17 protein-coding genes, 1 other RNA gene and 4 pseudogenes are annotated in these 18,469 nt (G+C 54.8%); 14 read left to right on the plus strand and 8 right to left on the minus strand.

Annotated elements, in window-relative coordinates; translation table 11 throughout:
- The first annotated feature begins 49 nt into the window (after positions 1-49).
- From PMI30_RS27495 to PMI30_RS30215, 4 genes and pseudogenes are all read left to right on the plus strand, one after another.
- Positions 50-331, plus strand: coding sequence for a hypothetical protein (locus tag PMI30_RS27495; protein ID WP_008005503.1), 282 nt, complete (start codon positions 50-52; stop codon positions 329-331).
- Positions 332-549: 218 nt separating this feature from the next.
- Positions 550-825 carry a hypothetical protein gene (locus PMI30_RS27490; RefSeq protein WP_008005505.1) on the plus strand — a complete coding sequence of 92 codons (276 nt, stop codon included), beginning with the start codon at positions 550-552 and terminating at the stop codon, positions 823-825.
- A gap of 116 nt (positions 826-941) precedes the next feature.
- Positions 942-1,335, plus strand: a transfer-messenger RNA (tmRNA) gene (ssrA, locus tag PMI30_RS30210).
- A gap of 174 nt (positions 1,336-1,509) precedes the next feature.
- A pseudogene (locus PMI30_RS30215) lies at positions 1,510-1,722 on the plus strand (integrase arm-type DNA-binding domain-containing protein); the annotation flags it as partial.
- Here the strand turns inward: PMI30_RS30215 and PMI30_RS31200 are convergent.
- Positions 1,711-1,854, minus strand: a pseudogene (locus PMI30_RS31200) (integrase); the annotation flags it as partial. The pseudogenes PMI30_RS30215 and PMI30_RS31200 overlap by 12 nt on opposite strands.
- Before the next feature lie 707 nt (positions 1,855-2,561).
- Here PMI30_RS31200 and PMI30_RS27480 point away from each other — a divergent pair.
- The 3 genes from PMI30_RS27480 to PMI30_RS27470 all read left to right on the plus strand — a co-directional run bounded on the left by PMI30_RS27480 (position 2,562) and on the right by PMI30_RS27470 (position 5,943).
- Positions 2,562-3,536 (plus strand): aKG-HExxH-type peptide beta-hydroxylase, encoded by a 975-nt coding sequence (locus tag PMI30_RS27480; protein ID WP_008005510.1) that lies wholly within the window; start codon positions 2,562-2,564, stop codon positions 3,534-3,536.
- A gap of 3 nt (positions 3,537-3,539) precedes the next feature.
- Positions 3,540-4,433 carry a DMT family transporter gene (locus tag PMI30_RS27475; protein ID WP_008005511.1) on the plus strand — a complete coding sequence of 298 codons (894 nt, stop codon included), beginning with the start codon at positions 3,540-3,542 and terminating at the stop codon, positions 4,431-4,433.
- A gap of 337 nt (positions 4,434-4,770) precedes the next feature.
- The gene (locus PMI30_RS27470; protein ID WP_008005513.1) at positions 4,771-5,943 is read left to right on the plus strand and encodes a hypothetical protein; all 1,173 of its coding nucleotides are present in this window, start codon (positions 4,771-4,773) and stop codon (positions 5,941-5,943) included.
- A 168-nt stretch (positions 5,944-6,111) separates the two neighbouring features.
- On the opposite strand, the pseudogene PMI30_RS30220 reads toward PMI30_RS27470, so the two are convergent.
- A pseudogene (locus PMI30_RS30220) lies at positions 6,112-6,316 on the minus strand (IS5/IS1182 family transposase); the annotation flags it as partial.
- A 463-nt stretch (positions 6,317-6,779) separates the two neighbouring features.
- Here PMI30_RS30220 and PMI30_RS27465 point away from each other — a divergent pair.
- The 4 genes from PMI30_RS27465 to PMI30_RS27450 all read left to right on the plus strand — a co-directional run bounded on the left by PMI30_RS27465 (position 6,780) and on the right by PMI30_RS27450 (position 9,300).
- Positions 6,780-7,154, plus strand: a complete 375-nt coding sequence (locus PMI30_RS27465) for a DUF6124 family protein (RefSeq protein ID WP_008005515.1) — start codon at positions 6,780-6,782, stop codon at positions 7,152-7,154.
- A 35-nt stretch (positions 7,155-7,189) separates the two neighbouring features.
- Positions 7,190-7,447 (plus strand): hypothetical protein, encoded by a 258-nt coding sequence (locus PMI30_RS27460; protein ID WP_007900566.1) that lies wholly within the window; start codon positions 7,190-7,192, stop codon positions 7,445-7,447.
- Between the two features lie 203 nt (positions 7,448-7,650).
- Complete coding sequence (locus tag PMI30_RS27455; RefSeq protein WP_008005517.1) at positions 7,651-8,691, plus strand: DMT family transporter; 1,041 nt, start codon at positions 7,651-7,653, stop codon at positions 8,689-8,691.
- A 240-nt stretch (positions 8,692-8,931) separates the two neighbouring features.
- A complete protein-coding gene (locus tag PMI30_RS27450; RefSeq protein WP_008005518.1) occupies positions 8,932-9,300 on the plus strand; it encodes a DUF6124 family protein in 369 nt (122 codons plus the stop codon).
- Positions 9,301-9,408: 108 nt separating this feature from the next.
- Here the strand turns inward: PMI30_RS27450 and PMI30_RS27445 are convergent, their stop codons facing one another.
- Both PMI30_RS27445 and abiEi read right to left on the minus strand, forming a co-directional pair.
- Positions 9,409-10,311, minus strand: coding sequence for a nucleotidyl transferase AbiEii/AbiGii toxin family protein (locus PMI30_RS27445; protein ID WP_008005520.1), 903 nt, complete (start codon positions 10,309-10,311; stop codon positions 9,409-9,411).
- Positions 10,298-10,867, minus strand: coding sequence for a type IV toxin-antitoxin system AbiEi family antitoxin (gene abiEi / locus PMI30_RS27440; protein ID WP_008005523.1), 570 nt, complete (start codon positions 10,865-10,867; stop codon positions 10,298-10,300). Before abiEi ends, PMI30_RS27445 begins: the two co-directional genes overlap by 14 nt.
- Positions 10,868-11,266: 399 nt before the next feature.
- Between abiEi and PMI30_RS27435 the strand changes: the two genes are divergently transcribed.
- On the plus strand, positions 11,267-12,706 hold the full coding sequence (locus PMI30_RS27435; RefSeq protein ID WP_008005525.1) for an ArnT family glycosyltransferase: 1,440 nt from the start codon (positions 11,267-11,269) through the stop codon (positions 12,704-12,706).
- On the opposite strand, the gene PMI30_RS27430 is transcribed toward PMI30_RS27435, so the two are convergent.
- Positions 12,657-13,520 (minus strand): phosphatase PAP2 family protein, encoded by an 864-nt coding sequence (locus PMI30_RS27430; RefSeq protein WP_008005527.1) that lies wholly within the window; start codon positions 13,518-13,520, stop codon positions 12,657-12,659. The two genes, PMI30_RS27435 and PMI30_RS27430, sit on opposite strands and share 50 nt — an antisense overlap.
- Before the next feature lie 34 nt (positions 13,521-13,554).
- Positions 13,555-14,226 (minus strand): histidine phosphatase family protein, encoded by a 672-nt coding sequence (locus PMI30_RS27425; protein WP_007900588.1) that lies wholly within the window; start codon positions 14,224-14,226, stop codon positions 13,555-13,557.
- Between the two features lie 375 nt (positions 14,227-14,601).
- Between PMI30_RS27425 and PMI30_RS32025 the strand changes: the two are divergent.
- Both PMI30_RS32025 and PMI30_RS32030 read left to right on the plus strand, forming a co-directional pair.
- A pseudogene (locus PMI30_RS32025) lies at positions 14,602-15,480 on the plus strand (methyl-accepting chemotaxis protein); the annotation flags it as partial.
- Between the two features lie 201 nt (positions 15,481-15,681).
- Complete coding sequence (locus PMI30_RS32030; RefSeq protein ID WP_411736821.1) at positions 15,682-16,386, plus strand: methyl-accepting chemotaxis protein; 705 nt, start codon at positions 15,682-15,684, stop codon at positions 16,384-16,386.
- 88 nt (positions 16,387-16,474) lie between these two features.
- On the opposite strand, the gene PMI30_RS27415 is transcribed toward PMI30_RS32030, so the two are convergent.
- Complete coding sequence (locus PMI30_RS27415; RefSeq protein ID WP_008005529.1) at positions 16,475-16,843, minus strand: glyoxalase superfamily protein; 369 nt, start codon at positions 16,841-16,843, stop codon at positions 16,475-16,477.
- A 168-nt stretch (positions 16,844-17,011) separates the two neighbouring features.
- Complete coding sequence (locus PMI30_RS27410) at positions 17,012-18,469, minus strand: N-acyl-D-amino-acid deacylase family protein (protein ID WP_008005531.1); 1,458 nt, start codon at positions 18,467-18,469, stop codon at positions 17,012-17,014.

The raw sequence follows: 18,469 nt of genomic DNA on the forward strand, positions 1-18,469 counted from the left end.
CCGTCCTGATGGCCAGCGATGCCTGGCCCCTCAGTTCAAGGAGATACCCATGAAACGCTCAGTACTGTTAGGTCTGTTCGTTACTGCCTCAATGCTGGCCTCCTCCTCGTTTGCCGCCGGCGATGATCTCTGTGCAACCAACCTGCAAGCCATCGCCAACGCCAAGACCCAGACCCTGGCGCCGGAAATCAAGACTCGCGTCGAGGCCAGCGTCCAGCAAGCCAAGGCCTACCAGGCGCAAAACACCGAGGAAGGCACCAAAAAATGCATCTCCGAAACCACTCAAACCCTGCAGGAGATCCAGAACGCGGGCAAAGGTGATAAAGGCTAATAACTACTGAAGGCCAACCTTCGGGTTGGCCTTCAGAGCCATGTAAACCCTAAGCTTGCGGAGCATCAGGCGTTTCTTGTCCCTTTTTCGCACCCGCCTCCCGGAAAATTCTTTCACCCCATCGCCAGCAAAAACAGAACCCTTGCACGCCCCCACAGTCCATTTGTTAAGCCCCAATCAGCGTGGCCCAATCCCCACCCCCGTTCCAGGAGATACCCATGAAGCGTTCCGCCCTGGCTGGACTGCTCATCGCTGCAACAATGCTGGCCTCCTCCGCATACGCCTCAAACGATAGCGATCAATGCGTAATGAAGCTGCAGGAAGTCAACAGCAAGCTGTCCAGCGCAGCCACGCTGGACGCCGCCACCAAAGGTGTCGTCATCACCAAAACTGAACAAGCCAAGGCGGCTCACGCTGCGAACAATGACAGAGAGTGTGTATCCCTGACGCAGCAGGCGCTTCAGGACATTCAAAGCCACGCGCACGGTCAGTAGGGCCTGACCAGAGCCAATCCAGCGTTGGCCCTGACACCCAAGCACGGACAGAAGGTCGACTCGCCGCGCGCATTGGCGTACACTGCGCTTGCCTGCTGGTTACACACAGCAGGTTCGGGGCCGTTTAGGATTCGACGCCGGTTGCGAAACTTTAGGTGCATGCCGAGTTGGTAACAGAACTCGTAAATCCACTGTTGCAACTTTCTATAGTTGCCAATGACGAAACCTACGGGGAATACGCTCTCGCTGCGTAAGCAGCCTTAGCCCTTCCCTCCTGGTACCTTCGGGTCCAGCAATCATCAGGGGATGTCTGTAAACCCAAAGTGATTGTCATATAGAACAGAATCGCCGTGCAGTACGTTGTGGACGAAGCGGCTAAAACTTACACAACTCGCCCAAAGCACCCTGCCCGTCGGGTCGCTGAGGGTTAACTTAATAGACACGGCTACGCATGTAGTACCGACAGCGGAGTACTGGCGGACGGGGGTTCAAATCCCCCCGGCTCCACCACTTCAACGAAAAAAGACGTCCAAGGACGTCTTTTTTTGTGCCTGAAATCCAGTAAATACAAGGGATTCAGAGCTGTCCGGGTATGTGGAGGATTTTTGAGTTCCAGGCATTTTGGTATCCCAGGTGGTATCCCATACCACCTGGGATACCAAAACGGTGCCCGAGGTAACTCTCATGCCTACTCATGCAACCCGCCTCTCCGATCGCCAGTTCAAAGCGGTCAAGGCAACCGGTAAAGACTTTGTCCTCAGCGATGGTGACGGTCTGCAGCTCCGCGTCAGAGCTAGCGGCTCAATGATATGGAATTTCAACTACCGTGAGCCTTTGACCAAAAGCCGTCTTAATATGGCGCTCGGTCCACACCCCGACCTCTCATTAGCGAATGCCCTTCTGGATATGTTCACTCCACCAGGACATCATCGGACGGCGGTGTTCGATGTAATCCGCCCGGTTGTAGGCGCTCCGAACTTCGTCTTTATCGACATGCGCCAGCGCGACTTCGATCAGCTCCGGACCCCACCACCCCGGACGGCGTGATTGCCTGTCCAGGTGTCGGCGGAGATATCAAAAGTCGTGCCAGCCAGCATATAGCCATTACGCATCAAGGGGTTAGAGGCCTACTTTCATTTTTCTATCGATTTTCATGCCAGAAAATTGAAGAAAGTGCGCAAGAAGTTGCGCAGTGCTGTACAACTTCTTGCGCATTTGGCTGTAGGGCACGAGTTACGTGGTCTGTAGCGATTTACCCGTAGGGTTATCCACAGAGGAGTGCGCAACTTTTTGCGCACAACAGCAAAAAGCCATCACACGACATCTGCTCCTCAGAGGCGCTCACCGCTTTAAACTGGAAATTTCTTCACTTGATTTTTATCGACTGGCTAAGACAAAAAAAGCTATTCCTTTAAATTATATTGATATAGCAAATTGTCATAACAAGATCGTGAAATAATAGTGTCATTCGTAAAAAACATTATGTTAGTTTCACTCTGCCTTGCATGAATGCGAATGGCATAATCTCTCAGAAAAAATGGAGCTTTTTATGAAACTCGATATGTCCAAGCTGATCGTATCTCAATCCGCACTGAGCCTGACTGCAATGGTTGCGCTGTCGAGCGTAAATAAATCTATCGGTGAGTAATACTCGACGGTAATTTATTAGAAGGACTGCCATATCTCTATGGCAGTCCTTCTTTTTATGGAGAAGTGGCTTTTCATGGAGAAATGATTTGAGCATCCTAATCACAAATGAAGAGTATCGCCAGGATGCAGCAGTATTGCTCGACCAATACAAAGGGTCGATGGCATACTTGGCAAGCGTGTTTAATGAAAGCTATCAAAAATCCCCTTCTCTGACCAAGCTTCCTTGGAAGTCTTTCGCATTTTACAACAAATGTATAAAAAGCCTGCAAGCCAATGATGTGGAGTTGGGCTTGAATTTTTTTCAAGAAGCCAAACAAAATGAAAGGCAAGGGAAAGAAAGTTTTAGTATTACGGGCTTTTCCAAGAGCAATCAAAAAAAAGATATCGATTTAGTTATTGACGAAGTAAGAGAAGAAGCTTCCGGAAAAATTAGTATTGGTTTTATCGATACTGACGTTGTTGATGTCGAAAAAGTGAAGTTGATCGCAGGCATAGAGCTTTTAAAATGCCACTCTAGCGACTTGTATTACGAGGCCGAAGCCCTAATAGATGAAATAGTCCTCACTGGCCCTGGCGACGAATACCATGTCAGGTCAGCCAGTAGTTATAATTTGTTGGGACTGGTTTTGATATGGGCTGATGAAGTGCATAGCCCAGTGTATTATGCACAACAAGTCGTTCACGAAGCAGCCCATTTAAGGCTCTTTTTGAAGAGCACAGATGATAAATTTGTTTTAAATCCAGAAAGTCAGTTGTACGCAGCGCCCTTTAGGCCTGATGCACGTCCCATGTTAGGTATTTTTCACGCACTGTTTGTACTAGCAAGAATTGCACTCGCAATGTATGACATGGGGAAAATAGTGCCTGGCAAATTATTAGACGAGGCTATCGAAAAGGGGCAAGTAGCCGAGAAAAGGTTTTTTGCTACCGCAGCTCAAATCAAGAGGGATGGCGTGCTGACCCCCACGGGGCAGCAGATTTTCGATGAGTGTCTGCAGGAAATCACCAAAATATCATCTTTCCGCAGCGTTTATGATGACCTGCTGAAAGGTGGACTCTGACAAATGGGCAACCTAAAAAAAATCTCCCTAACTGATTATGCGCTTCTATTACTAGTGGCGCTGATCTGGGGTGGTAACTTTGCTTTGATCAAAGTTGGGCTTGAGCAAATCAAACCGTTTGTGATGAGCTTCATAAGGTTTTTTCTATGCGTCTTCCCCTTTGTCTTTTTCATACCTAGGCCTAAGATTCCAGTCCACATACTCGCCGCATATGGAATATTATTCGGAGGCGGGATATGGGGGTGCGCCAATATTGCTATATATAACGGGACGCCCCCTGGCACTGTGTCTCTAATTATTCAATTAAGCGCATTCATTACATTTGCCATTGGCCTTGTCGCATTTAAGGAAAGGGCTTCAAAGATTAGTATTGCTGCTCTTTTCATATCGCTTGCCGGGCTTTCTTTAATGCTAGTGAAAAGTGGCGGTGGTTCTGATCTTGTAGGGATTGTCACCTGTCTCTTCGCAGCTTTTTGTTTTAGCTTGTGTACATTCATTGTTCAGAAGCACCAGCCAAAAGACCTTTTGCCATTCATGATCTGGAGCTTTTTATTTAGCCTTCCTGTCTTGTTCATTCTTGCCGTGTACTTTGAAGGCGTCGAGTCATTTTATAGCTTGAGGGATACTATAAATTACAAAGCTATAATTTCACTAATCTCACAGTCTTATGTGACCACTCTGCTGGGGTACTGGATTTGGAACTACAACATAAGAAAATATTCCGGGTCCACCGTTGCACCAATCGGTCTGCTGGTTCCGTTTTTCGCAATTATAATTTCGTACATATTCTTTAGCTACCCGATAAACGAAACAGCAGCGCTCTCAATAAGTCTGGTTTTTTGCGGCGTCATCCTATTCAATTTACGACATAAAATTGAGTACTTATTGAGCAGATAGTTAATTATTGTGCCGCATGAAGGCAGCCGAACGTTGGGTTGATGTGATAGGCGTCGTTCGACAACTAGCAACACGCACCAAATAGATGCTTGCTCCAAGCTTTTCGCCCTCTAAAAGTGCGTGTCTTTTGCTCTTTGGAATCGCATTTAAATTCGGTAGTTATTCGCTCATAGCTTAGTTTTACATTGATAGGGGCTCGCGAAATATGTGAGCCTTTAGGGCGCCCCAAAACGCTCCATAACAAATAAATATCGGGCCCATGCCCAGGCTCACAGTGCCTAGGGATGCCGTTGCCTTCTGCCATGCCGAAACGTTTACAAATGGGGAATAAACCTTCATGAAGAATTTTCCAAAAGAGTTGGCAATTTTTTTAGTCTGTTCAACGGCTTACCGGCTTTGTTCCGGCGCATTGGTGGTCTCTCTGACGTGGACCATTCTCAACCAGAACGAGGGCGGTTATTTGCCGCTGGCACTGGCGATTTTTTGTTCCTTCATTCCGGCCTTCATCACACCCTTGATGATCAAACGGCTGTCAGCCCGAATGAACGGACGCAAGATGAGTAGCTGGTTTACGTTTTGTCTGGCAGGTCTTAGCTTGGTGGTAGGGGCCTGTCGGGACATCACCATCGCGCTTCTAGTCGCTAATCTTTTTGTCTGGCTGGTTTTCATGCTGCTCGAGGCCAGCCTGGACATGTGGTTCACCCAGGTTCAGCGCGGTATGGATGAAGCCACTGTCAGACGAATCAGTGGTGCAACTACGGCCACCGGCCAAGCAGCCCTGATGATCGGACCTTTGCTGGCAGCGGGCCTGATGCCGATTTTGTCTGGTATGGGGTTCTTCATTTTTCTGTGCACTGGTTTCCTGCTGGTCTCAGCGATTTGCTACACCCGCAACGGCCTGTCGGTGGTGGCACAAGAAGCTAGCGAGACAGTGGCGCCAGCGAAGCTTCCGCTAACCCTATTTGTGCCGATGGTACTGATCTGGCCAATCCTCGGCGCTTTCAACTTTATGCTTCCGGTGTATGTGTCGAGCCACGGCTGGGCGCTATTTGAGCTTGGTGTGCTGGATGCGGTGTTCGGCATGGGCATGGCATTGATAGGGGTGCTGATCATCCTTAGTAATACTGGCCGCAACCTGTTGGTTTTTCTGTCAGGTCTGATCGGGCTGGCCGTTATTTCCACGGCAGTATGGTTCTTGGTACCAGATACCCTCGTGCTCAAGGCGCTGAGCCTGTTGATTCTTGGCATGGCTTTCGGCGGTGCGCGAGTGCATATCCGAGCAGCGATTGCTTACCGCTATAGCGAGGCTGCCGTTGGCATGTGTGTCAGCCGGGCGAATGCCCTCGCAACTCCGGTACTTCTGTTAATCCTCAGCCTGCAACTGGCATTAATCGAGAACGCCTGGTTGATACCGTTCCTCATGGTCACTTTGTCCATAGCTCTATTACTACAGACATCGGCGACGCGCTTTGCCCAGGGACATACAAGCGCCGTAACGGTTGACGCCTGAAAATCCACTCTGCATTTTACGTGACACCATCGGAGGACCTGGATCTACGGGGGGAGGGCAGCGTTGTACTTGGCCAGCGCTCCGACCAGTCCTTGCGCTTTGAATTGCCAGGATTTGCCTAGGCGAATAGTCAGCAAATGCAGGGTCAGCAGATAGTCGTACCGTGTCGATATAGATCTTCAGCAGGATCGCCGGATGGTAGGCAGGACGACCCGTTGCAGCATGATCAACCCCTTCAAAGCCAAGTGCACTCAGTTCGTCGACGAAAATGTCGACAACTCGGAATGGGTTTTCTTCGGTCTACGTAATCGTCTGGGCACTCCGGCAGCAATGTCACTTGCGTGCGGGCCTCACCTTCAATAAACCGTTTCAAGAATCTCCCCTTTCGCCGGCAATCGTTTCGTTGCATCTGGGGTTTGGCGTCCAAACACTCACAGCCCCCTGCCCTGCGTCGCCACCGTCTAACACCATGACAAATCCAGAACCTTCTCCAGAAACGATTCCGGCTGCCCCCACCCACTCCGTCCTAGGAAATTTCCCGCAAAACGCATCGACTTCCATGAACTAGCGGGCGCTGCTCATCGAGGATAGCCTTCAGGTGTCGCTGCACATCAGCGATTGGGCTTTGACAGGCCGAAAAGTGTAACCTTTCACTCCTCCTAGTCAGGCAGCATGCTCACGCGCATGTAGTCTCGTTTATGGCGGCTGTGCGCGGGGCATCTTCGGGTGCACCGGGTTCCTGCACTACCGGTCTGTCAACCCGCGCACAGCTGCCACCCAATTCTGTTTGACAGCAGAGGGGTGGCTGCCACCATAACTAGTGTAGGAGCATCAACATGAAGAAGATCACCCCAAATCCTCCAGAAACCGATACCTCCTCAGAAGCCGAAACCCTCGACCTGACCCAACTCTCCAAAGCCACCCAACGCGCCGTCAGCGCCCGCTTGCGCGACCCGAAACAGCCCGATCCCGTGAGCCATGTTTTCACCATCCTCCCCGACGTCGACACACCCACCCTGCTCGCTCACGCCAGCGAAACCCTGGCCTCCATGAATGTCATGACCACCGATCTGGCCGACCAGCTCGAAGGCTCGCATCGCAATGTGGCATTGGCGATCCAGCAACTGGCCGTGCTGGCCGAGATGTTGATCAACCGAGCGCTGGATAATCTCGACTCGCCCCTGCCGGCGGTCACGCCTGTCTCCCACTGAGTAATCGCGCTCGTTGATCGAATGGAGGTTTTGTCATGGATAGATACATGCCGGTCACCGGCATCGACTGCACCATCGCGTCGCTGCTGATCGACACCGAAGCACCGCTGGACGTGCTGCATGAAACGGCGGCCTACCGCATCCGCACGGCTACTCAATTGCTGGAGAGTTTCGCTGTGAACGAAGGCGTTCACAGTGAGCTGGCGCGGGTGTTGGTGACTTCGCTGCGCGATGGTTGCGATTTGCTGGATGTGGTGGGGCGGCGGTTGCAGATGCAGGTTTCGGCGCTGTAACGAACCCAGCATAGAAATCGTTGCCGCTACCCCAACACAAAAAGGCACCTGACGAGCCTATCGCAGGTGCCTTTTTGTGGATTTGAGCGGGTACTCCTCAGCCACCTCCGCCACTTTTTCAGCGCACCCGCTGCGATTCAATGCACTATCCATGCGTGACGGGTATCGTGTTTCTCAACAATGCCCTTGCTACGGAACAAATGATGACCAAAAGCATTTTATACGCCTTGGGTGCTGCTGCTCTCTTTGGTGCCAGCACACCGCTTGCCAAGGTCCTGGGGCTGAACGTCTCACCAATCTTGCTCGCCGGCTTGCTTTACCTGGGAAGCGGCTTAGGTCTCACCGTCACCAGGTTAATACGTGATCGCGGTTGGCGGTCTGCCGGCTTAACGGCATCGGAATGGCCATGGCTCATTGGCGCTATCTCGTTCGGCGGAGTGCTGGGCCCGGTGTCTCTAATGTTCGGCCTTACCCGCACCCCAGGCACCACTGCTTCGCTGTTACTTAACCTTGAGGCGGTGTTAACCGCTCTGCTTGCCTGGATAGTTTTCAAGGAGAACGCCGACCGGCGGATCGTCGTTGGAATGATCGCAATAGTCGCAGGTGGCGTTCTTTTGGGCTGGCCTCAAACTTCCGCAGATATTCATGGTTGGGTTGGCCCGGTCGCTGTAGCGATTGCATGTTTTTGCTGGGCCATCGATAACAACCTTACCCGGAAGGTTTCCGCATCGGATGCATTGTTCATCGCCGGCATCAAGGGATTGGCCGCCGGGGTCGTCAACTGCGTTCTAGGGATTGCTCTTGGCATGCATCTCCCTGAGTTGTCTCTGCTAGGACCAACGCTGCTCGTGGGCTTTTTAGGATACGGCGTTAGCCTGGTGCTATTCGTTTTGGCTTTGCGGGGGCTTGGAACAGCACGCACAGGTGCGTACTTCTCTACTGCACCGTTCTTGGGGGCCGCTATTTCAATCCTGCTTCTAGGCGAAGCAGTAACGTGGCTGTTTTGGGGTGCTGCAGGCCTGATGGGGGTTGGCGTCTGGATACACCTTACCGAGAGCCATTCTCACGAACACCAACACGAACCACAAACACATGACCATCCGCATGTTCACGATGAGCACCATCAACATGAACATGCCTTTGAGTGGGACGGCACTCAACCTCATAGTCATTTACACGACCACGCGCCCATCCAACACAGTCATCCGCACTTTCCTGATATCCATCACAGGCACCCACACTGAGCGACTGAGACGGAGGAATATCCGGCATGGCGGTTGTTCAGGGCCAAAAGTAGTGAAAAAGGATTTCTCTGACAGATTAGAGCCACGTCTTCCTGGGAAATTTCCCGCAACCCGTAGCGACTCCCATGAACTGGCGAACAAGGTTTCCGGACGATAGTCTTCACGCTTCGCTGCAAACCCTGCGGACGGTTTTGACAAGCCGAAACAGCGTAAGGATCCCTAACCTCATGGAACGCCCTTATGAAAAAAATCACCCTGCATTTAGTTGAAAATCCGGTCACTTCAGAGCCTGAAACACTCGACCCAACCCAACGTCCCCAAGCCACCGAACGCGCCGTCAGCGCCCGCCGTCGCAACCTGAACAGAAACATCTTCAGCGTCCGCCCCGACGTTGACACGCTCACCCTGCTCTCTCATGCCAGCGAAACCCTGGCGTCCCTCAACGTCATGACTCTGGACTTTGCCAACCGACTCGATGGGCCACAGCGCGATGTGGCGCTGGCGCTTCAGCAGTTGACGATGCTGACCGAGCTTTTGGTCAACCGAGCGCGGGATAACCTTGATCCGAACGCGTCGGTGGCCGTAGACAAGCCTCCTGTCCTTCACTGAGTGATCGCGCTCGTTGATTGAGCGACGGCTGCAGACGCAAATTTCGGCGTAGAAAAGCAAAATGGGCGGCCTCATTGAGGTCGCCCATTTTTGCTGATGCTGTCGTTGCTACATCTTGAAACTTAAGCCCTGAATGGCCTCATCGCCGCTCAGCGCTTTCTCTGTCGTCACATACAAGTCGCGTATATGCCCAACCAAAAACGTCCAGAACGCCGGTTCATTAACGGTTTGATTTACCAACGCTCCCGGCAGGAACCGACTCATTTCCTTGCGAAATTCGATGACAACTTGCGGATCGGTACTGAGCAGCGTTGAACGCTCCTGGAACAGTCTCAAGAACTCGTCCTGTTCGCAGTGATGATCGCCCAGCTTTTTCGCAATCAGATCCAATTGCGGTGTAACACCTTGCTGACGCAACCAAACCATATCCCAGAGATCACGGTTCTTGATTCGGTTAGGGCGCAGAGCAAACGCTACGATCTTGTCCGCATAGATTTCTTCGCGCGTTTCAGCCTGCAAGATCAGACCGCTTGTGCCCATTTCGACACCATAAGGGTTAAGCAACTGCATTGGTTGTGGCTGATAGCTAGGGATGGAGCACACGTCAATGTTAATGCGCTGTGCCGGCAGGTCTTTGCGCCCGGGTCTGGTTTGAACCTTCAGTTTCCAGGTGTCGACATTCCCTTCTTCACGAACAGGTTCACCGACTTCAACCTCAAGGCCATATTTGGTTTTTAGGGTGGTGACCAATACATGGGCCAACTCGGTCAAGCTCTCGCGATTGAAATCTGCACCACCGGTAAAATCCAGATCCTCACTCAAACGGTTAGAACCGTAGCAAGCACGCAAACAGGTACCGCCAATAAAGGTCAGTTTGACGAGCATGCCAGCAGAACTCAGCGCCAGCATGATGTCGTGGTGCAGCAATTCCTTTTCTACCACGACCCGCAATGGCGCCAGATCCTGCTTGTTTCTTAGTGCCTCATCTACCAGCTCATCAAACAAACTCATTGGCAACGCTCCAATCGATCAAGTCCATATTTCGTTTCGCGGCCTTCATGTCTCGCAATGCCTGTTGCGGTGTTGCTCGCCATAGGTGGCAACGTGCGTCGTAGTGGAGCTGAGCAACCAGGTCCTGAGGTTTCTGGCGGGTGTGCACGAATTCGATGGTGCCCCAACGTCCACATGAGAGGGTGCTGCTGCGCCCGGAAGACATCAGCGTGATCCAGTTGATGGGAATCTGTGAGATGACGCCACAATCACTTAATGCTGTTTCAAGGCTTATGTAGTTGAACTGCATGGCACGCAACCTGGCGGCCGCATGAAACAGCACCAGTCCGCTGGACGGCATGGTCGCTTCAAACAGGTAAAGCCCTCGGCACACTCGAGCCAGATGACCTTCCGAAGCCGCACGACTCAATAAGGTTTTGTAGGCGCCTTCGGAAATGTCGGGCACCAATGCCCTGAGATCGTCCGGGGTGAACAGATAGCGCTCGTCACTGGCCAATTGGGTCAGTTTGCGGAGGAGACGTCCCATTGGCTGGGTGGATTTTGAGTGGGATTGCATACCTGTGACTCTACAGAAGGTTTCACTTTGTGTAACTTACTGTTGAGTACCATCGCAAAGCAATGATTTTTTGCGCCTCTCCGTGGCAGTGAGCAACACGGAGAAGCCTTCCATCCACATGAATTTTTCTTCACCCCACCCTCTCTCTCCAACCTGTACATTCCCCTCGCTCATTCAAGAAACTACGGTTTGCCCGCCTCCCGCGGGCTTTTTTTGCCTGCCGCTTTGTTGGCGATGATCTCAAGTGACCGGCGCACGGGCACGGGGGCTACAGCGGTACAAACACGAATCCTGCTCCGCACACCACGCCCGATAACAATGCGAGGCCGTTCACCCTTCGTTAAGCATTCCCCCCATATGCTCAAGCTTCCCGGTCCCCTGCTCGGTAGCTAGAAACTCATGTCACGTCCTGCCTCTTCACTGTTTCTGCTTGCCGCTCTGCTGTTTTTCTTCGCGTTGGGCAATCACCAGTTACAAGGCTCCACGGAGGCACGGGTTGCCGGGATTGCCATGCAGATGCACCTGGATAACGACTGGGTGACGCCTCGTTTGTTCGGCGAACCGTTTCTTGAAAAGCCGCCCTTGAGTTTGTGGCTCGATACCGGGGCGATTCGCGCATTTGGCGGTACGCCTTGGGCGGTGCGGCTGGCGTCGGCGTTTGCCGGGTTGTTCAGCGTGATGCTGCTGTACGCGATGCTGCGGCGGTTCGGCCGGCCCGAGGCAGTTGCGTGGACGGCGGGGATACTGCTGGCGACCATGGCCAGTTACTGGAGCAACGTGCGCGGCGTCGGTGAGGACGCATTGCTGGCCCTTGGTGTGACCATGGCGCTGTTGGCGTTCTTTCAGGGGCAACGGCGTTCGTCCGTTGGTAACGCGTTACTGTTTGCTTCAGGAATCGCCATCGCGACCTTGAGCAAGGGTGTGCTGGGGCTGGCGATGCCAGGGGTGGTGATCTTTGCGTATCTGTTGATCGAAACCTTGATGGACAAGCGCCTGAAATTTTCGCACTGGCTGCGCCCCGGTTTATTGACGCTGCTGGGGCTAGTGCCTCTGATGATTTGGCTCGCGGTGCTGTATCAGCGTGGTGGGGTGCATGCCGTGGGGGAAGTATTGCTGACCAACAGCGTCGGACGCTTCAGCGGTTCCTTCGTCGAGGCCGGGCATTACGAACCGTTCTACTACTACCTGGCCAAGCTGCCGGAGGCCTTCCTGCCCTGGAATACTCTGGTGTACCTGGGGCTGTGGCATTTTCGCAAAAGCCTGATGGCCAATCGTTACCTGTTGTTCTTCACGGTGTGGCTGCTGGCGCAGTTCGTCATGCTGACCCTGGCATCGAGCAAGCGCACGGTGTACTTGATGTCCATGACGCCTGCGGCGGCGATGATGGCTGCAGAATATGCGAACGTACTGTTCGAACGACTCAAGACCCACATCGAAGCTACGACTTGGCTGGGACTCATTGCCCGGCACCGTCGCGGCGTTGCCATGGGCATATTTGCCGTAGTGATCGGCGGTTACCTCGCCGCGGCTCAATGGGCATTGCCTCACGCCGATCGCAAACTGTCCTTTCTACCGCTGACGGAGCAGATTCAGACGTTGCAGGCCAGCGGGCAACAGGTCGCGTTGTTTCAGGCCAACGAACGGGTGGGCGGCGCCAGCGTGTTCTATACCCAACGCGTGCTCGAGGGCCTGGATACCGAGGCGCAACTGCATGAGTTTCTGCGTGCTTCTCCTTCCAATGTGGCGCTCATGGCCGGGTCACATGAACCCGCCGCGCCCTTGAAGGTGCTCAAGACCATGAAGGTGGGACGTCAGGCTTACTACTTTGTAACCCTGTAAACGGCTCAACAACAGGTGACGCAGCCTTCTGTAGCACCGGCAGCTCCAGCCGCGCCCGTCCATAGAACGCCAACGCCGTCAGCAAACATGCCAGCCATACAAAGATTCCGGCCCAGAAGGTGTGGGACATGTAGTGCCAACCCTGTAGAACCCGCGTCGTGCCGTAGACGAAACCGAGCAGCAACGAGCCGTGCATCAGCGCTTTGGAATACCGCCAGCGGTAGCGGCGAGCCACAAAGTACAGCGCGAGCATCGTGAAGCCGCCCGACGCATGTCCACCCGGCCAGCAACGACCATCGCCTGCGACTTTTAGCAGATCGAAATTCTGGTACCACTCCTTGTGTTCGATTTTCCCGGCGTACTGAGTCGTTTCGACCGGGCAATACACACTGGTGTGGCCTTTTAGGTAGTGGATAACGCCAGTGCTGATGGAAAACGCGAACACCACATAGAGGAAGTCCCGACGGTGTTTACTGGCAAACCGAAGCACCGGCGCGACTTTGATTTTTTCCAGGAACGCGATGATCTTCGAATGCTTTTCAATCTTCAGACGCGGCCAGAGAAACGACAGCAAGGCGCCGATGATCGCAACTTCACCGGTCCAGTTCGGGATGATCCGCGCCCATTTATGGGTGATCTGCTCGAACAGCCGGACATGCTCCAACGGGAACACCCGGGTGGCCGGATCATAAAAAAGATCGCTGAAGGCAATGTCGATTTTAGTCAGGTCAAACAGCAGGAACACCACGACCGCACAGGCCAGCGGAATACCAAAGTTCCCCCAGTAAAAGCGGTAACGGGAAGAAGTCAGCATTGTACGTCCTGATCCAGAGCAATGATGGTGAAGCTCATTCAGTGGTCACCGAGCGCCAGTCAGAGGCTTCGATGAAACCGAGCATGTGCGGCGGCTGAGACTTTTTGGCGGAGATAAACAGGGAAGCGCCGTAACCAAGGGTTGCGGTCGGTAACTTGAGATCTTTTTCCAGTTGCACCATGCATTCGCTGTGGGTCACCAGAATCAGGTTGCGCCCGGCCACCTTGTGCGCCAGGGCATCGCGCAGCATGCTGCCCCTGCAGCGCATCAACCAGTCTTCACCAACGCCGACCTTGTTGAACATGTAACCGGCGGTTTGCGCCGTACGCATCATCGGGCTGTTATAGATGTCGGCCTGATCCAGCCCCAAATGCTCGAACTGCGCGCCGACACTCACCGCCACGCTGCGGGAGCGATCGGTGATGCCATCGTTGCCGATCAGACAGGCAGCCGTGGAATGATCACAACGCTCGACGTGGCGCACCAGCACGATCATGTCGCCCTTGGCCCAACCGGTCGCCAACGCCCGGGCACCCGCCACATTGCCATGGGCCAGGTCCGGGACAGCAGCGGGTCGCAACAGCCAAATCGTCAGCGGAATAACCAACAAGGCAGATGCCAGCACGACTGCGGCGTTTCGATAACGAGCCAAACGGCTCAGATCGATCGAGCGTTTTATCCCGAACAGACTCAGTCTCAATTCCACATCAAGCCGCCTCGCCGGCATGCACCATTTGTCATTCGATGCCGCGAGGGTAAAGAGGCGCGCGTCGGCAACCGGTGAAACCCATGTGAAAACCTTGTTACAAACTTTGCCCAACAAAAACCTTTCAGCTCCCGGGATTGCTGCCGATACAGACCTGCTAACCCCCCTTGCTGGCTCTTAAAACAACAATCTTCCAGCCAACCGACGATCAAGAAGCACAACGTTCCTGGAGGAATATTGATGAATAGCTGGTTCGGTAATATCAGCGTGAACCTGAAACTGGGCCTGGGATTCGGCCTGGTCCTGGCACTGACCTGCGTTCTCGCCCTGACCGGCTGGACGAGCCTGGGCGGGTTGATTGACCGCAGCAACTGGATGAGCGACATCACTCAGCTCAACGCCGGCCTGACCAAGCTGCGTGTGGTTCGCCTGCAATACATGCTGACCAACGGTGACGAAACCGCCGCTCAGAATGTGCAGACCACCCTCGACGGCTTCGTCGCTCAGCAACAATCGTTGCTGTCGAGTTTCAAGAGCCCGGAAAACGTCAAGTTGCTCAAAGAGCAGAGCGCGACCATCAGCGCTTACCAGATATCCCTGAACAAAATGCGCAGCGCCTATCGCACCGGTAACAGCGCCCGCGACGCCATGGGCGCCAATGCTGAAACCGCCAACACGTTGATCGAAGCGATCAGCACCCGCGTGCAGCAAATGCCCCTGAGCGACCAGCGCTTCGAACAGTTCCAGGCCATCACCGCGGCCAAGGAAGCGTTCATCCTGGCTCGCTACGAAGTGCGTGGTTACACGGCCAGCACCAACGCCGAGACTGAGCAAAAAGCCGTCGCCCAACTGGACACGGCCATCTCCAGCCTGAAACAGCTCAATGTGCATTTCGCCGAGACCCAGCAAGACGCCCTGCGTCAACTGGAAACCGCGCTGAGCAACTACCGCAGCGCCTTGCAAGCGTATAAGGCCGCCAACACCGATGCGGTGCAGGCGCGCAAGGAAATGACTGACCAGGGCGCCACCATCGTGACCCTGAGCGACCACCTGTATCAGATCCAGCTCGACCGCCGCGACGCCGAAAGCGCCCAGGCCCGCACGCTGCAACTGATCAGCACCTTGCTGGCATTGCTGGTGGGTGTCATTGCCGCCGTGATCATCACCCGTCAGATCACCGGTCCGTTGCGCGATACCCTGGCCGTGGTCGAGCGCATCGCCAGCGGCGATCTGTCCCAGGACGTCAAAGTGACTCGCCGCGACGAACTCGGCGTGCTGCAGCAAGGCATCGCACGCATGGGCGTGACCTTGCGCGATTTGATCAGCGGTATCCGCGATGGCGTCACCCAGATCGCCAGCGCCGCGGAAGAACTTTCAGCCGTGACCGAGCAAACCAGCGCCGGGGTCAACAGCCAGAAAATCGAGACCGATCAAGTGGCCACCGCCATGCACGAGATGACTGCCACAGTGCAGGAAGTCGCGCGTAACGCTGAAGAAGCGTCCCAGGCCGCAGCCGCCGCTGATGGCGAAGCGCGAGAAGGCGATAAAGTGGTCAACGAAGCTATCGCCCAGATCGAACGCCTGGCCAGCGAAGTGGCGCGCTCCACCGAAGCCATGAGCGTGCTGCAGCAGGAAAGCGACAAGATCGGCAGCGTCATGGACGTGATCAAGGCCGTGGCCGAACAGACCAACCTGCTGGCACTCAACGCCGCCATCGAAGCGGCCCGTGCCGGTGAAGCCGGTCGTGGTTTTGCCGTGGTGGCCGACGAAGTTCGTGGCCTGGCCCAGCGCACGCAGAAATCCACCGAGGAAATCGAAGGCCTGGTGGCCGGTCTGCAGAACGGCACTCAACAAGTGTCGGCGGTAATGAACAACAGCCGTGCCCTGACCGACAGCAGCGTGGCGCTGACTCGCAAGGCCGGCGTGTCACTGGAAAACATCACCCGCACGGTGTCCAACATCCAGTCGATGAACCAGCAGATCGCTGCCGCCGCCGAGCAACAAAGCGCCGTGGCCGAAGAGATCAGCCGCAGCATCATCAACGTACGCGACGTGTCCGAACAGACCGCCGCTGCCAGCGACGAAACAGCTGCGTCCAGTGTTGAACTGGCGCGGTTGGGTAATCAGTTGCAGATGATGGTGAGTCACTTCCGGGTCTGACGTTAAGTCAGCGGTGAATGACAGATCCATTCGCGGGCAAGCCTCGCTCCTACAGGAGCGAGGCTTGCCCGCGAAGGCTATCTACCGCTCAGACACTAATCGCATTGGTAAACACCAACCGATTGCCAAACGGATCAGTCACAGTCATATCCTGGCTGCCCCAGGGCATCGCCTGAATCTGTGGGCGAGCGAAAGAATATTCCTTGGCCAACAATTGCTGCTGGAAAGCCTCTAGCTCATCGGTCTCGATCCGCAACGCCGAGCCCGGTGTGCTGTCGCCGTGGTGTTCGGACAGGTGCAGTACACATTCGCCACGCGATATCTGCAGGTATAGCGGGAAGTTTGTTTCGAAGCGATGCTGCCAGTCGATCTTGAACCCCAGGAAGTCGACGTAGAACTCCAATGCCTTGGTTTCATCGAAAATCCGCAGGATTGGGGTGGTTTTGCCGAAGCTCATGGAGTTGCTCCCAGATTGAGAAGGCCCAGAGTGTAGCTGGGCTGGATGTCAGCGCTTCGGCTTGTTTGCGGCTTTCTTTAATTGCGATGTGCCACCATCAGACGTAGATCAAAAGATCGCAGCCTTCGGCAGCTCCTACAGGGGGTGCGATCTTTCCGGCATCACCGATCACCGAAACCCTTTACGCAAATCCCCTTCCCGCGCCAGAAACCGCCCCTCTCTTCTCCCATTTGCCTGACCTTCGCTGTAACTCAAAACACCATTTATCCACACCCCATCAATGCCCTCCGCCGCCCGTTGCGGATCGTTGAAGTCGGCCACATCGCGAATCGTCGCAGGATCGAACAACACCAGATCCGCCCAATACCCTTCGCGAATTTCGCCACGTTCCTTCAAGCCAAATCGCGCTGCCGACAGCCCGGTCATCTTGTGTACGGCGGTGTGCAGCGGAAACAGTCCGACATCGCGACTGAAATGTCCGAGCACTCGTGGGAACGCGCCCCATAAGCGTGGATGAGGAAACGGGTCTTCCGGCAAGCCGTCGGAGCCGACCATTGTCAGCGGATGCGCGAGGATTTTTCGTACGTCGGCTTCGTCCATGCCGTAATACACCGCCCCGGCCGGTTGTAGGCGTCTGGCGGCATCGAGCAACGAAACGTCCCACTCGGCGGCGATATCGATCAATTCCCGGCCACCCATTTGCGGATGCGGTGTGGACCAGGTGATGGTGATGCGATGGGCGTCGGTGACTTGCTTGAGGTCCAGCGTCGAAGAGCTCGCCGCATAGGGATAACAATCGCAGCCCACTGGGTGGGTTTTCGCGGCGCGTTCGAGGGAAGCCAGCAGTTGCGGGCTGCGCCCCCAGTTACCGGCGCCGGCACATTTGAGGTGGGAAATGATCACTGGCGTTTTCGCGTGACGACCGATCTGGAATGCTTCGTCCATGGCCTGCAGCACCGGTTCGAATTCGCTGCGCAAATGGGTGGTGTAAACCGCGCCGAATGCGCTCAGCTCTTCGGTCAATTGCATCACTTCGTCGGTGGAGGCGCAGAAGGCGTTGGCATAGGCCAGGCCTGTGGATAACCCCAAGGCACCGGCCTCAAGGCTTTCGCGCAACTGCTCGCGCATCGCACTGATTTCAGCGGCGCTGGCCGTGCGAAACAGGTCGTCCAGGTGATTGCTGCGCAGCGCGGTGTGGCCCACCAATGCGGCCACATTCAGCGTGGTATTTGCCGCTTCGACGGCGGCGCGATAGTCGCTGAAGCGCGGATAGACGAACGCAGTCGCTGTGCCGAGCAGGTTCATCGGGTCCGGCGGCTCGCCACGCAAACTCACCGGCGCAGCGCTGATTCCGCAGTTGCCGACGATCACCGTGGTCACGCCCTGGCTGAGCTTGGGCAACATCTGTGGCTGGCGGATCACCACTGTATCGTCGTGGGTGTGCACGTCGATGAAACCTGGAGCCAACACCCTTCCGGCCGCGTCGATTTCTTCGCTGGCACTCGCATCGTGCAAGTCGCCGATACGCTCAATGCGACCGTTCAGAATCGCCACATCAGCGGGGTAACCGGGGATGTTGCTGCCATCGATAATCAGCGCGTTGCGGATCAGCGTGTCGTACGTCAT

This window comes from Pseudomonas sp. GM50 (assembly GCF_000282375.1).
GTDB lineage: Bacteria > Pseudomonadota > Gammaproteobacteria > Pseudomonadales > Pseudomonadaceae > Aquipseudomonas.